The organism is Winogradskyella sp. (assembly GCF_045105575.1).
Classification (GTDB): Bacteria; Bacteroidota; Bacteroidia; order Flavobacteriales; family Flavobacteriaceae; genus Winogradskyella.
In genome coordinates, this window is record NZ_JBGCDQ010000009.1 from 1 (window position 1) to 14,937 (window position 14,937).

Below are 14,937 nucleotides of genomic sequence, written 5' to 3' on the forward strand. Positions count from 1 at the left end.
TTAAGGAATACGCTGGAAAATTGTTGCGGAATGATAACTAACCTTTGCAGAAAATGCAACGACCATTGTGCGTTTAGTTCTCCAAAAAAAGATTTTCGAGCTACAAGTAAGTAGATAAAAAATTGAACTTGAGCTTTGCCATTTAAATTGCAAAAATGGAAAAAAGTTTTTTTGCACCTATTGTTGCTAACTGTCTTGTGTATGGTTAGTTGCGTGTTTAAGCACTAAAGTTAGCAAATAAATCACGGATAGAAAGTCCGCGAGGACTTTCGTAAGTAGGCTATAACTAGCAATGAATTATACACATTGTTGCCATTAGTACTTATTTCCATTCCCAATTCAGTTCGTCAACATAATCAGCTCCCAATTCAGTCACACGTTTCTTAAATTCCGCTTGATTTCCAATCGAATGTTTTGGAACAATTAGTGATAAATCAGTTGTCAATTTTATAAAGAAATGGTTTTTTGTTTCAATCAGTTCCTTTAGTTCAGTTCCGTTTATTTTGCTTTCAGACGTAAAATCTTTGGCATTCACAGAATTTTCATCAAAGTCAATTTCCACAGGTTTATTAATCCGATTTTTATAATTTTCTTCAACGTGCTTTTGAAAATGCTTTTTATATCTCCATTTAGAATACATTGGATAAAAAGCAAACCATCCAATTCCGATTCCAGCCATTATAATTCCAATTCCACCGTTTTCGTTTTTATTCGCAAAATAAAGTCCAATAAGTAAATAAATTATTGGGACGATTATTCGAGAGCGAAATCGTCTTTTTTTATGTAATTCAGATTTTGAAGAAGTATAAAGCTGATATTCTAAAAAATCCGAGTTTGTAAGTTGATAGTTTATAGTCATTTCGTATTAATGGCAACTTGTTATAAAGCAACTTTTATTACTCATATCCCTTAAGTAGTTGAGGTTATCGTAATACTTATGTTACTATTGGTTAGTAAATATAATTCTTTTACAGCAGTATTCAAAGGCTTCATTTTTTCTAATTAAGTAGTTATAAACGATTGAATTTCGGTTTAAAACCACCAAAATCCATTACTTTAAATTACATTCAAAAAAAACAAAAAAAAGTTTGCCATATTAAAAAATAAATTAAATTTGCAGCGAAAATTGGTAGAGGTGTAAATACTTTAATTCCAATTTTTAGCTGAACAATTGAAACATGTTTATATGTTCGGGTTCTTGAAAATTAGGAAGTCATATTCAAGAGCAGCTTACAGGTTAAGTAACCGAATTTTAGAGCTAACTTCCGCTTCTTCCATTGCTGCCAGTCAGCACATTTATGGTTTTGTGCCTACGACGCAAAGCCAAATTCAGGTATGAGATAAAGCACCTTCTACTTTATTGCGTTTTTAATTTACATTTTACCTGAATAACTATTTTATCACATGAATAATAAATACGTTGATCTCATCGATCAATCTTTCGATTTCCCTCAGCCAGAATTTAAGCTAGAGGACAAAGCCTTGCATTTCCATGATATTGACCTAATGAAACTGGTTGAAGAACACGGTGCACCATTAAAATTCACCTATTTACCACAAATATCCAATAACATTCAGCGTGCCAAAAAGTGGTTTACCGATGCTTTTGAAAAGTACAACTACAAAGGCAATTACAACTATTGCTATTGCACCAAAAGTTCGCACTTTAAGCATGTTTTAGATGAAGCACTATCTAATGATATTCATATTGAAACCTCGTCGGCTTTCGATATCGATATTGTAAAAGCCATGAAAAAAGAAGGCAAGATTACAAACCAAACTTTCGTTTTAAGTAATGGGTTTAAACGCGATCAATACATTAAAAATATCGCAGATCTTATTAATGAAGGTCATGAAAATGCCATTCCTATTATAGATAATTACGAAGAAATTGAACTACTGTCTCAAGAAATTAAAGGGAAATTTAAAGTTGGGATAAGAATCGCTTCAGAAGAAGAACCAAAATTTGAGTTTTACACCTCGCGTTTGGGTATTGGTTACAAGAATATTGTACCGTTTTACAAAAATCAAATTCAGCAGAATAAAAAAGTAGAACTTAAAATGTTACACTTTTTTATCAATACAGGCATTAGAGATAATGCGTATTACTGGAACGAATTACACAAATGTTTAAAGGTATATACCGCTTTAAAGAAAATTTGCCCAAGCTTAGATAGTTTAAATATTGGAGGTGGTTTCCCTATTAAAAACTCATTGGCTTTCGATTTTGATTATGCTTATATGGTGGACGAAATTGTGAACCAAATAAAATTGGTTTGCGAAGAAGAGGACGTTGATACACCAAACATTTTTACAGAATTTGGCAGTTTTACCGTTGGTGAAAGTGGTGGTGCTATTTACAAAATCTTATACCAAAAACAACAAAACGACCGTGAAAAATGGAACATGATTAATTCATCGTTCATCACAACCTTACCAGATACTTGGGCTATAAATAAGCGCTTCATTATGTTACCTATTAACCGTTGGCACGATAATTACGAGCGTGTACTCTTAGGTGGTTTAACTTGTGATAGCGACGATTATTACAACAGCGAGCAACACACCAATGCTATTTATTTACCAAAATACAATAAAGAAAAAGACTTGTACATTGGCTTTTTTAATACAGGAGCTTACCAAGAAACGATTGGAGGTTTTGGCGGATTACAACACTGTTTAATTCCAACACCAAAGCATATTTTATTACAACGAGATGCTGATGGCAACGTAACCACCAGAGTTTTTGCAGAACAACAAAAAAGTGAAAACTTGTTAGGGATTTTGGGTTATGAAATGGAAACCGAAACCGAAGCTGAAGTCGAAGTTGAAATCAAAGTCGAAGTTGAAAAGAAAGCTTCGGAGCTTTCGGAAATAAGAGTCTAAACTTATAGTCAAAATGCCTATTAATTTAGATTGTCCTCTTGAGGGGACTTTAGGGGTGTTTTAAAACAAATTAAAGTATAATTTAATAAGATTTCTGCATTCGTGCGAAATGTATATGAAACATCCAAACTAATTGTTTAAAATAACAAAGCTAATTTTAAGGATGTTCTATGTGACCTTAATAACAAAATAAAAATGACACACATAAAAACAACAACTTACGCTGGTATTCCAGATCAATTTTCAAAATTAGAAACATCAAAAATTGTACTAATTCCTGTACCTTACGATGGTACAAGTACATGGCAAAAAGGAGCTGATAAAGGGCCTGATGCCTTTTTAGATGCTTCGGCAAATATGGAACTTTATGATATTGAAACGGATTCTGAAGTGTACCAACAAGGGGTCTTTTTAGCAGAAGCGGTTACGGAAACTACGTCGTCAGAAGCGATGGTAGATGCTGTGCACGAAGCGACAAAAAAATACATTAAAAAGAACAAGTTTGTCACCGTTTTTGGTGGTGAGCATTCTATTTCAATTGGCACTATTAGAGCCTTCAACGAAATGTTCGATGATTTAACGGTATTGCATATCGATGCGCATGCCGATTTACGCGAGAGCTACGAAGGGTCATCCTGCAATCACGCATGTGCAGTTTACGAAGCGAGCCAAACCACCAATTTAATTCAAGTTGGTATTCGTTCAATGGATATTCTTGAGAAAACCGTTATGGACGAAGACAAAACGTACTTCGCTCACGAAATGGCTGAAGACGATAGCTGGATGGATGCTGCAATAGACCAAATGACAGACAATGTTTTTATTACATTCGATTTAGATGCTTTCGATCCGTCAATTATGCCAAGTACAGGGACACCAGAACCAGGAGGCTTATTGTATTACGAAACGCTAGAATTCTTAAAACAAGTGTTCGAGGAAAAGAATGTGGTTGGTTTTGATATTGTAGAATTATGCCCAAATAAAAACGAGAAGTCTTCAGATTTTTTAGCGGCAAAATTATATTACAAAATGTTGAGCTATAAGTTTATGGATCAAAATATCGAAGACAACTTTGAAAGTAACTTCAGCGATTCAAACAGTGAAGGCAACAAGAAATCTAAATTCAATACAGAAGATGACTACTAATAAAGGAGAAATTTCAAAATTTATAGAAAAGTACTATTTACACTTTAACGCAGCAGCTTTGGTTGATGCCGCAAAAGGGTATGAAGACCAATTAAATGCTGGTGCTAAGATGTTAGTCTCTTTAGCAGGTGCCATGAGTACTGCGGAATTAGGAAAGATTTTTGCTGAAATGATTCGTAAAGATAAAGTTCAAATTATCTCATGTACTGGAGCTAATTTAGAAGAAGATATCATGAATTTGGTAGCGCATAGTCATTACAAACGCGTGCCAAATTATCGCGATTTAACACCTCAAGACGAATGGGATTTGCTTGAAAAAGGTCTAAATCGTGTAACAGATACTTGTATTCCAGAAGAGGAAGCCTTTAGAAGAATTCAAGAGCATATCGTTAAAATTTGGAAAGATGCTGAAGCCAAAGGCGAGCGTTATTTACCTCATGAGTACATGTACAAATTATTATTATCTGGTGTTTTAGAGCAGCATTACGAAATTGATATTAAAGATTCATGGATGTATGCGGCTGCTGAAAAAAACCTACCAATTATCTGTCCTGGTTGGGAGGATAGTACCATGGGAAACATATTTGCAAGCTACGTGCTTAAAGGCGAATTGAAAGCAAGTACTATGAAGTCTGGTATAGAATACATGACGTTTTTAGCAGATTGGTACACTAATAATTCTGAAAATGGCATCGGATTCTTTCAAATTGGAGGCGGCATTGCGGGCGATTTCCCAATATGTGTGGTGCCAATGTTATACCAAGATATGGAAAGACCAGAAACACCATTTTGGAGTTATTTTTGCCAAATTAGTGACAGTACAACCAGTTACGGATCATATTCTGGAGCCGTTCCAAACGAAAAAATAACTTGGGGAAAACTAGATATTAACACACCAAAATTTATTATTGAAAGTGATGCGACCATTGTGGCGCCATTAATTTTTGCTTACCTCTTAGACATGTAATGGAAGATCAGAAAATTGAAAATATAGAATTAACCTACTTAACGGTTGACGATTTTGAAGAATTAAAATCAGCAACATTGGAGTCTTATGGAGGCGTGCTCGATTCATTTTGGAAGAAGGGTCACATTGAGCGTTTAACTTCTATTTTTCCAGAAGGGCAAGTCGTTATAAAAATTGATGGTGTTCTGGCAGGTTCAGCTTTATCACTTATTGTAGATTACGATAAGATAGACGACAACCATACCTATGCAGATATTATTGAAGGCGAAACGTTTAAAAATCACGACCCTTATGGTGATGTTTTGTATGGTATCGATGTATTTATAAAACCAGAATTTAGAGGTTTGCGTTTAGGACGACGTCTATATGATTACAGAAAAGAAATCTGCGAAAATTTAAATCTAAAAGGCATTGTATTTGGTGGTAGAATGCCAAATTATCATAAGCACAAAGCACTTACACCTAAGGAATACATTGAAAAAGTAAAACGTAAAGAAATTCATGATCCGGTTTTAAATTTTCAGATTTCTAATGATTTTCATCCGGTTCGTGTTTTAAAAGGTTATTTGGAAGGAGATACAGCATCAAATGAATATGCGGTTTTAATGGAATGGGATAATATCTATTATACCAAGAAAAGCAAAAGAGCAAGTACCGTTAAGTCGATTGTGAGATTGGGCTTAATACAATGGCAAATGCGTCCGTACAATACGCTTGAAGATTTAATGCAGCAAGTCGAATTTTTTGTAGATAGTGTTTCTGCTTACAGATCTGATTTTGCATTATTTCCTGAGTTTTTTAATGCACCATTAATGGCTAAGTTCAACCATATGTATGAGCCAGAAGCCATTAGAGAATTAGCAAAATACACGAGCGCAATTGTTGAGAAAATGCAACAGTTATCTATTTCGTATAATATCAATATTATTACGGGTAGCATGCCAGAAGTTATCGATGATAACTTGTATAATGTGGGTTATTTATGCAGAAGAGATGGTAGTTTGGAGCGTTACGAAAAACTTCACGTAACACCAGACGAAGCAAAAGTCTGGGGCATGCAACGTGGCAATAAATTACAAACCTATCAAACTGATGCAGGGAAAATCGGCATTCTTATTTGTTACGATTCTGAATTTCCTGAATTATCAAGACTATTGGCAGATGAAGGTATGGATATTTTGTTCATTCCATTTTTAACAGACACACAAAATGGCTATTCTCGTGTACGTTTATGTGCGCAAGCGCGTGCAATTGAAAACGAATGTTACGTCGCTATTGCTGGTAGTGTTGGTAATTTACCGAATGTAAATAACATGGATATTCAGTATGCACAATCCGCTGTATTTACTCCATGCGATTTTTCATTTCCTAATAATGGCATCAAGGCTGAAGCTACTACAAACACCGAAATGATTTTAGTAGCAGATGTAGATTTAAGTCTTTTAAGAGAATTACATGCGTTTGGAGCGGTAAAAAATTTAAAAGATCGCAGAAAAGATTTTTATGATGTGATTCGTGTAAACAAATAAGTATTATATTTAAAAAAAAAAATTAGCTCCAGAAATTTTATTAAAGATGAAACCAAAAGACGCACACCTAAAACGAGTAATCGTTGATTTTAAAAAATTAACACCAGAAATTTTAGCACTTCTGGTAGAAAAATATCCACATGGTTACGATGATGATAACGTTATCTCATTTAAAAATGCTAAAAACGAAACCGTTGAAGCTGTCGAAGTAACTACAGAAGATACTAAGTATTTAGTAAAAGTGAGTACAAAGTTAGAGCAGACCATGGAAAATTATGATGAAGACGATTATGAAGATTTTGCAGATGATGATCCAGATGCTGTCGTCGATCCAGATTTGGAACCAGGTGCTGAGGATGAAGATTTTGAATAAAACATACTATTTATTTTTCCTAAAAAAACCGAACGAGATTTAAGAAGAAACGTTTCTAAGCGTCCACAGTAATTATAACTATAAGTTTATAATCTAAAAGCATTTGGTCTTGAGGTGGCTAATTCCCAATAATTCAAAACAAAATATCGAAATATTTATGACATGTTTATGCAACAATTTTGTGGCATAACGGTATCTTAAATATGAGGTAATCAATGTTTTAAAACAAGGTTATTAGTAATATATTAAATGTTATTCAAGATGAAAAATAAACAATTTTTATTAGCATTCATTTGTGCAATCGTTGTATTTAGTGCAGATGCTTTATTGGAAAAGAAAAATAATACTAAAGATAAAACAACAACTACTATAGCCATTTTTGATGGTTACGATGCAGACGATGGTTATGCGTTTATTGTAAAAGCAGACGACGAAGACGACGATAGTGAAGAAACTATGTATTTTTCTGAAATTTCTGAAGAGGCTATTAAAGCGATAAACTTAAAGTCTAAGGACATGGTTGGTAAGCGTTTTGAAATCACTTATGCGATTACAGAATACGAAGAAGAAGATGGTTATAAGGAAACGTATGAAATCTATAAGATTTTAAAGATTAAGAAGTTGTAAGTTTTAAGTACTTTTTTTTAAAAATAGACCTCAGTATTTGTGGTGTTGAATTTTTTTCAATATTATAAATGTTGAGGTTTTTTCTTGATGAAAACTTCCCAAATAAAAGCTGAAAATACAATTCCATATTCCAAAGCAATAATCCAAAGATTTTCAGAATTTGAAGCGTTAGCATAAGCCAAATAACTTAGAATTAGTGCAAACGACCAAACCAAAGGAAATTTGTAATCTGTAAATACGCATAGAATAACTAAAGTAGCAATATACCAAGGATGCACTGTGGTACTCAAAAACAAATAGCAAGTAAATGCTAAAAGCATAGAGGTTGTTAATGTTGGAATGGTATGATTCTTTTTGAAAAATGAAAAGAACAAAATGACAAGCACTGAAATAACAGGAAGCACTTTTCCGATGATCGCTATTTCATTATAACCTGTAATGGCATAACCAATTGCTCTAGCGATATAATAGATGCTGGCATTAAATTCAAAATTCCCAAACCAAAGGCCAACCGTTTTAGAGTAATTGTTAATGAATTCCATGGAGAAAAAGGGCAGAAACAATAAGATCGTAGTGCAACCAATAATTAGATAAAACCAAATGAGTTTTAAGTAGGATACCTCACAGGTTTTCAAAACTTGTGAGGTCTTATCGGTATTTAAATGATTTGAAGCTGATTTTTGTTCTTGGTTACCGAACGATGGTCGCTGAGCGTAGTCGAATCGAGCCGAATTAAACCATCTAAAAAACAAAGGCAATAACATCAAAGGAATCAGTTTCACAGAGATAGAACAAGCTAAAACCACAGCAGCCCATTTCCATTTGCCAGAATGTAACAGATACAAACTCCAAACCAAAAAGAAAATCATCACGCCTTCAAAATGAAGATTCCCAGTCAATTCAATAATAATAAAGGGATTTAAAATATACCAAAAGATACGATTTGGTGGCAGTTTTAAACGCTCTAAGAGTTTTTTTCCAAAGTATAAAGTTCCAATATCAGCGGCAATAATTAAAAGACGCAATACGGTTACGGAGCCCAAAATGCTTTTTCCTGAGAATAAAGCAGCAATATAAAAACACAACTGATTTATAGGTGGATAATTAGTAAAGTGAGACGAACTCAAAGCTCCCATGCCATTATATAATTCTTGCGCTTCAAACACTGGAAACTTACCGTTGTTTATAAACGAATCTGGTGTATATAAATAAGGATTAAAGCCTTCAAATAGCATCCGTCCATCCCAAATAAACCGATAAAAATCTTGTGATAAGTTCGGAATAGCAAAAATGAAAATAGCACGACTGATAAAGGCAATTAGTGTTAGTAACTTAAAATTGTCCTGAGCATATTTCTTCCCGATAACTATCGGGATTAAAAGAAAAATTAACCACAACAAACTATAGGTGAGAACGAGTGTTTTATAATCGGTTCTAATCATCTGGTATGCAAAAAACCAATAGAGAATAGCACTCAATAAAACGAGTAGTATTAAGAATTTGTTTTTAATGAAAAATGCGAGATGGAACATAAATTTAAATGGATATAAATAAATCGTTTAAACTAATGTCATTAGAAACCAAATCAATTTTATGCATATTATCTGTGATGCCATAAGTACTTACCATAACTAAAAAGAGTTGTTTTTTTGTTTTTGTGGCTTCTTTAAAACCTGTAAGTTTTTGTCGTAAGGTTTGAGCATAACTTTTAGTAATGGTGAATTCTGAGGCATAAAATTTCATTTCGCAAACAGAAATCACTTGGTCGCTTCGGTCAATAAGCATATCTATTTGAAATCCAGAACTCTCATCATCAGCTTTTTTTAAATAGCTCGATGTTTCACTATATATACCGGAAATGCCTAGCGCTTTTTTTAGTTCATTATCATGTTGCAGACATAAACTTTCAAAGGCATAACCTGTCCAGCTTTTCCAAGCCTGACTTTGCGATAGTGCCATCCAAGACGTGTGTCGTTTCCCTTTAATAAATTTTAGATAGAATAAGGAATACGCATCTGATAAACGGTATAAGGTGTCTTTTTTCTTGTTTTCGAAGGGAAGATAAGACGTTATAAATCCTGAAGTTTCCAGTTCTTCTAATAATTTTGAAAACGTACCACCATCTTTCAGTTGGCTTAATTTCAAAATATCTTGACGCGACAAGCCTTTCCATTTTTTGGCAAGGCAAGTCACAATATGTATATGATTATCCGCATTTTTAAAAAGTGCGGCATACAAATTTGAAAATTCATTTTTTAGTAATCCGTGATTTTGAAAGCACATGTTATCAATGTTTTGTGCTGCGCTTAAACCAGATTGTATGCCTTTGAGATAATGAGGGATGCCACCCATTACCATATAGATTTGTGTAATTTGGTAGCGGCTTAATTTTATAGCTCTACTGATGAGGTAAGCTTCCGTTTCTTTTAGTGAAAATTGCTGCAGTTTAATAAGTTTTGTAATCCGATTGTGCAAGCCACCTTTGTGATTCACAACATGGTCTATCATCCAGCTTGCTGCTGAGCCACAAATAACAATTATTATGGGCTGTTTGCTCGCCCAATTATTCCAGAAATGAGCAAAAGCCTGCAAAAACCCAGAGCGTTGTGAGGCTAGCCAAGGCAATTCGTCAAAAAATAAGACGGTTTTTTTAGATGATGGTAACTGTTCTAAATAAATTTTTAGTTGTGTAAAAGCGTCAGGCCAAGAGCTTGGCGTTTGTAATGGTATTGGTGATTTTGAGTAATCGGTGAGTTGTGTAGAAAAATTTTGAAGCTGTTGGTTTAAATGAGCATCTTGGATACCTGTAATTTCAAATTGTAAATGTGCTTTATAGGTTTCACGGATGAGGTAGGTTTTTCCAATACGTCGTCTCCCAATAAGAGCCAGTAGTTCTGCTTCTTTACTCTGAAGTAAATTATGCATTATTTGGCGTTCTTTTTCTCTACCAACCATAAGTCTATTGTTTTAATACTTAGCGGAATGAAACAAATATAAGTATTTTTCGCTACATATAAAATATATACTCAGCGGAAAGTATCCTTAATTATAGTGTTTACGCTAAGTATAGTAGAAGTGTGTTTCAAATCAATGAACAGTGAGGCGGAAAAAAAAGAGTATTAACAACGTAAAAAATTAAACCTTAGAACTTAAAGATTTAAAAAAGACATACCCAAAACCAATAAATAGCATAAGGTGGAACGGAAACAAACCAAAGTCGCCTCCTTGGTCACCAACCACAAAGGCACTGTACATACCAAAACCAAAATAGAGCATTAGGATGCCTTCAATAATAACATTAGACGATATGTTTTTACGCAAGTATTTATTGTTCTTAAAATTGTCTTTATACTTACTGATATTAAATTTTGGTGTACGGATAAAATCACTGCGTTTACCTGCATGTCCTTCGAGCACTGCAATAGAGTTGTGCAGCGAAAAACCCATCGCAATAGAGAAAAAAGTAAAAAACATGCCAACATAGCCAAAGAACTTTTTAAAGCCACTACCATAGATGCTTTTGTACATAAACCAATAGCACACAAAGAAGATGATGGTGCTCATTACAAAGAAGCTCATAATATAAAAATAGTTACGTAAATGTGCATACTCATTTTTTATATAAAGCATCGGTATACTTAAAACAGCAACGGTAAAAATGCTTAAAAACATGGTGCTGTTGAGTAAGTGAAGTAAGCCATGTATTTTGGTTTTTGCCGAAATATGATCTGACGTTACAACGCGTTTAAACATTTTTCTAAAGTTCTCCGCACCTCCTTTATTCCAACGAAATTGTTGCGAACGTGCTGCACTAATGACGATAGGCAATTCGGCAGGAGTTTCAACATCTTCTAAATATTTGAATTCCCAATTTTTAAGTTGTGCTCTATAGCTTAAATCTAAATCTTCGGTAAGTGTATCTCCTTCCCAATTGCCAGCATCGAGAATGCATGTTTTTCGCCACACACCAGCAGTACCATTAAAGTTGATAAAATGGCCTTTACTGTTTCTACCGACTTGCTCTAAAGTGAAATGTGCATCTAAGGCAAAAGCTTGAATTTTAGTCAGTAATGAATAATCACGATTAATGTGTCCCCAACGTGTCTGTACAACGCCTATTTTTTCGTTCTTAAAATATGGGATGGTACGTTTTAGCCAATTCGACTGTGGTAAAAAATCAGCATCAAAAATGGCTATAAATTCTCCTTTAGCAATTTCTAAACCTTCTTTAAGCGCACCAGCTTTAAAACCACTTCTGTCTGTTCTGGTAATATGCGTTATGTCTAAACCAGCTTCAAATAATTGTGCGATATGTGCTTTTGTTGTGGCAACGGTTTCATCTGTAGAATCATCTAAAACTTGAATTTCTAATTTATCTTTTGGGTATTCTAAAAGTGCAATATTGTCTAACAAGCGCTCCATGACATACATTTCATTAAACACAGGAAGCTGAATAGTCACTAGAGGAATCTCAGCTGGATTTGAAAAATCGAAAGTCTCACAATCGTTACGTTTCTTTTTTGACGAGAGGTAATTATAAAGCAAATTCAATTGCGCTAAAGCATACATAAAAATGAGTACGATGGCAATCGTGTAGATAATGATTATGGTATATTGAAGATAAATCACTTAAAACTGTATTTAAAAATCCATGCAAGAATTTTTACGCCAGCAAATATAGCACCTTTTACGGTTCCTGAAACTTTTGAGACACCTATTCTATTTCTATAATTTACAGGAATTTCGCGATAACTTAACTTCTGCTTCAAGACTTTAAGTTGCATTTCAACCGTCCAGCCATAGGTTTTGTCTTCCATTTTTAAGTCTAAAAGCCTATCGTATTTTATAGCTCTAAAAGGCCCTAAATCTGTAAATGTTGAACGAAAGAATAATTTCATTAAGCTAGTAGCTAACCAATTTCCGAAAATTTGAGGCATGGTCATAGACCCTTCTTCTCGAAGTTCTTTTATACGTGCTCCAACTACAAAGTCGATATTTTCTTCTATAATAGGTTGTACAATTTTTGTCAGTTCTTCGGGATAATCGCTGTAATCTCCATCTAAAAAAACGACAATATCTGGTTTTTTGGATGGGTCGCTGTGCTTAGCGGAGTCGAAGTAAGTCGAAGCAATGTACTCCATGCCTTTTAAACAGGCAAAACCATAACCTTTTCGATGTTCAACTAAAACAGTAGCTCCAGCTTTTTTGGCATTAGCTTCCGTGTGATCTGTTGAATTATTGCTAATAACAATAATCTCATCTACAGTTTTAGGAATGTCTTTGATGACAAGAGGAATGGATGCTTCTTCGTTGTATGCAGGAATTATAACTACGATTTTGGTCATTAATATAGATCTGATAATTTATTTTCTTTCTTAAATGATTTTAAATCGGTCCATTCTTTTACTTTTTTTCCACGAGAATATTTTGAAGCTGATGTCAACGCTTCATCTTTGTAAATTAAACAATAGCCATTTTTTTGATTATTTTTAATTTGACATTTATGATTAACTAAACCATGACTGTCGTAAAAAATCCACCATTTGGTTTTTTTATCATTTTCAAAATGTCCTTCACTTTCTTTTAAGCCTTTCGCGTTATAAAGTTTCCAGTATTTAATCCTTATATTTTTTTTGTGATGTCCTTCAGATTTTAGATGACCATTGTCATAATAGGTTCTCCAATAGTTTATTCTTTTGCCATTTTCAATCCAACCAGCAGATTCTAACTTGCCATTATCAAAATAGTTTTTTTGATAGTGCTTTTGTCCGATTGCGAAATTACAAATAAGAAAAATAACAAATAGGAGTCGCATTATTTTTGATTTACCAAGTCCATGAGGTCAACATCGTTGCCTAATAAAATCTCTGTCGGATTAATTCGGCCTTTCATACTATCATTTTCTAATTTTAACACTCCTCTTGGGCAAACCGCAGAACAAATACCACAGCCCACACAACTTGAGCGCACAATGTTTTCACCTTTTTGAGCATAATGCCTAACATCAATTCCCATTTCGCAACTGTTAGAACAATTACCACAAGAAATACACTGACCACCATTAGTTGTTATTCTAAATTTAGAAAATAAACGTTGTTGAAATCCGAGAATTGCTGCCATTGGACAACCAAAACGGCACCATGAACGACTCCCTAAAATGGGGTAAAAACCTGTGCCAATAACACCAGAGAAGATTGAACCGATATAAATTCCATAGGCAGAACGTAACGCTCCAGCCTTTGCATAGAACACATGATCTGTTGTCCCTGTAAAATGAAGGATTAACAACAGCGCAATCGTCACAAAAAATCCGATGGCTCCGTATTTAGCATCTTTGCCAAATTCTTTTCCTTTAAAGTACATAACTCCTGCGAAAACTAGAGTTAAAAATCCAATAACTAAAGAAATAAAAATACCTCTTGTAAGCCAGAAATCATTACTGTCATACCCTAAATAGGTGTAAACCATTGCAGTGGTCATTACTACCGAGAACACAAGTACCAAGTGAATTAACCAACGCTCTATTTTCCAAGCAGACATTTTTTTCGATGATAAATGTCTAAATGAATCTCCTGCAGTTTCGGCTAAACCACCACAGCCACAGACCCATGAGCAGTACCAACGTTTACCATATTTATACGTTAAAATTGGTGAAATAACAAAAATGGTAATAATACCAAAAAGAATTAATCCCAGTCCAATATTTCCATTAGATAGAAACGCTTTTACAGACCATTCATCAAAAATGTAATAATTAAGTGGCCACATTGATTTGAGATCGTAATATGGTAAGTCGTTATTCATAACGTACATAAATTCGGGTATCAAAAAAGCGAAGCCTAATTGAAAAAACATCACAGAAACGGTACGTACTTGTTGGTAACGGTTATGTCTGTATTTAAGCATAAATTTATAACCAAACGCTAAAATAGCAAGCGTATAAAGTGTACCATAAACAAACCATTGACTTGCATTTCTGCCGCTTAACAATTGACTTAAAGGATCAAAAAGGCTTATTAAACCTGTGTTTTCTGCGCCATCAGTACCAAGTCCTAAATATTTTGGAAAAAAGTACAAGACAATATAAAAGGTTGTTAAAATAACTCCCACAACCCAGCCCCAAATACCACGAGACGAAATGGATTTAAACCACTGTCCGTCATTTTTTATACCTTCTAGTTTGTTTACATAAGCTTCTCGAGAGTAAACAATAATACCAACCGCAATTAAGCCAAGTGAAAGACTTAAAAATAGGCCTTCATTCGGAAAATTAGTATTAAAAAGCGCGAGGGTTAGTATAAAAAGACCAATGACACCGATAGCCAGAGCTATTTTTTGTTTGGTGGTAATGTCTAAGGCATCTGGTGTTGCTAAAGACATGCTGTGATTTAATTTATTGCTCATGTTGT

General features: G+C 34.1%; 13 protein-coding genes. 6 read left to right on the plus strand and 7 right to left on the minus strand.

Annotated features, from left to right (window positions below; translation table 11 throughout):
- Window positions 1–322 precede the first annotated feature (322 nt).
- Window positions 323–859 carry a YcxB family protein gene (locus tag AB8B52_RS01875; RefSeq protein ID WP_406024679.1) on the minus strand — a complete coding sequence of 179 codons (537 nt, stop codon included), beginning with the start codon at window positions 857–859 and terminating at the stop codon, window positions 323–325.
- A 545-nt stretch (window positions 860–1,404) separates the two neighbouring features.
- On the opposite strand from AB8B52_RS01875, the gene AB8B52_RS01880 reads away from it, so the two are divergent.
- From AB8B52_RS01880 to AB8B52_RS01905, 6 genes are all read left to right on the plus strand, one after another.
- A complete protein-coding gene (locus tag AB8B52_RS01880) occupies window positions 1,405–2,886 on the plus strand; it encodes an arginine decarboxylase (protein WP_406024681.1) in 1,482 nt (493 codons plus the stop codon).
- 195 nt (window positions 2,887–3,081) lie between these two features.
- Window positions 3,082–4,032 carry an agmatinase gene (gene speB / locus AB8B52_RS01885; protein WP_406024683.1) on the plus strand — a complete coding sequence of 317 codons (951 nt, stop codon included), beginning with the start codon at window positions 3,082–3,084 and terminating at the stop codon, window positions 4,030–4,032.
- A complete protein-coding gene (locus AB8B52_RS01890; protein WP_406024685.1) occupies window positions 4,022–4,999 on the plus strand; it encodes a deoxyhypusine synthase family protein in 978 nt (325 codons plus the stop codon). The genes speB and AB8B52_RS01890 overlap by 11 nt, the downstream gene beginning before the upstream one ends.
- On the plus strand, window positions 4,999–6,528 hold the full coding sequence (locus AB8B52_RS01895) for a bifunctional GNAT family N-acetyltransferase/carbon-nitrogen hydrolase family protein (protein WP_406024687.1): 1,530 nt from the start codon (window positions 4,999–5,001) through the stop codon (window positions 6,526–6,528). Before AB8B52_RS01890 ends, AB8B52_RS01895 begins: the two co-directional genes overlap by 1 nt.
- A 46-nt stretch (window positions 6,529–6,574) precedes the next feature.
- Window positions 6,575–6,901 carry a hypothetical protein gene (locus AB8B52_RS01900; protein ID WP_406024689.1) on the plus strand — a complete coding sequence of 109 codons (327 nt, stop codon included), beginning with the start codon at window positions 6,575–6,577 and terminating at the stop codon, window positions 6,899–6,901.
- 261 nt (window positions 6,902–7,162) lie between these two features.
- Window positions 7,163–7,528, plus strand: a complete 366-nt coding sequence (locus AB8B52_RS01905; RefSeq protein WP_406024691.1) for a hypothetical protein — start codon at window positions 7,163–7,165, stop codon at window positions 7,526–7,528.
- 62 nt (window positions 7,529–7,590) lie between these two features.
- Here the strand turns inward: AB8B52_RS01905 and AB8B52_RS01910 are convergent, their stop codons facing one another.
- The 6 genes from AB8B52_RS01910 to AB8B52_RS01935 form a co-directional block, all read right to left on the minus strand.
- A complete protein-coding gene (locus AB8B52_RS01910) occupies window positions 7,591–9,060 on the minus strand; it encodes a mannosyltransferase (RefSeq protein ID WP_406024693.1) in 1,470 nt (489 codons plus the stop codon).
- Between the two features lie 4 nt (window positions 9,061–9,064).
- Window positions 9,065–10,483 carry an ATP-binding protein gene (locus AB8B52_RS01915; RefSeq protein WP_406024695.1) on the minus strand — a complete coding sequence of 473 codons (1,419 nt, stop codon included), beginning with the start codon at window positions 10,481–10,483 and terminating at the stop codon, window positions 9,065–9,067.
- A gap of 180 nt (window positions 10,484–10,663) precedes the next feature.
- Entirely contained in the window at window positions 10,664–12,097 is a 1,434-nt protein-coding gene (locus tag AB8B52_RS01920; RefSeq protein ID WP_406024884.1) for a cellulose synthase family protein, read from the minus strand.
- Between the two features lie 56 nt (window positions 12,098–12,153).
- Window positions 12,154–12,873: a glycosyltransferase family 2 protein gene (locus AB8B52_RS01925; RefSeq protein ID WP_406024697.1), complete on the minus strand. Its 720-nt coding sequence runs from the start codon at window positions 12,871–12,873 to the stop codon at window positions 12,154–12,156.
- Window positions 12,873–13,343, minus strand: coding sequence for a toxin-antitoxin system YwqK family antitoxin (locus AB8B52_RS01930; protein WP_406024699.1), 471 nt, complete (start codon window positions 13,341–13,343; stop codon window positions 12,873–12,875). The genes AB8B52_RS01925 and AB8B52_RS01930 overlap by 1 nt, the downstream gene beginning before the upstream one ends.
- Entirely contained in the window at window positions 13,343–14,932 is a 1,590-nt protein-coding gene (locus AB8B52_RS01935; protein ID WP_406024701.1) for a 4Fe-4S binding protein, read from the minus strand. The genes AB8B52_RS01930 and AB8B52_RS01935 overlap by 1 nt, the downstream gene beginning before the upstream one ends.
- Between the last annotated feature and the right edge of the window lie 5 nt (window positions 14,933–14,937).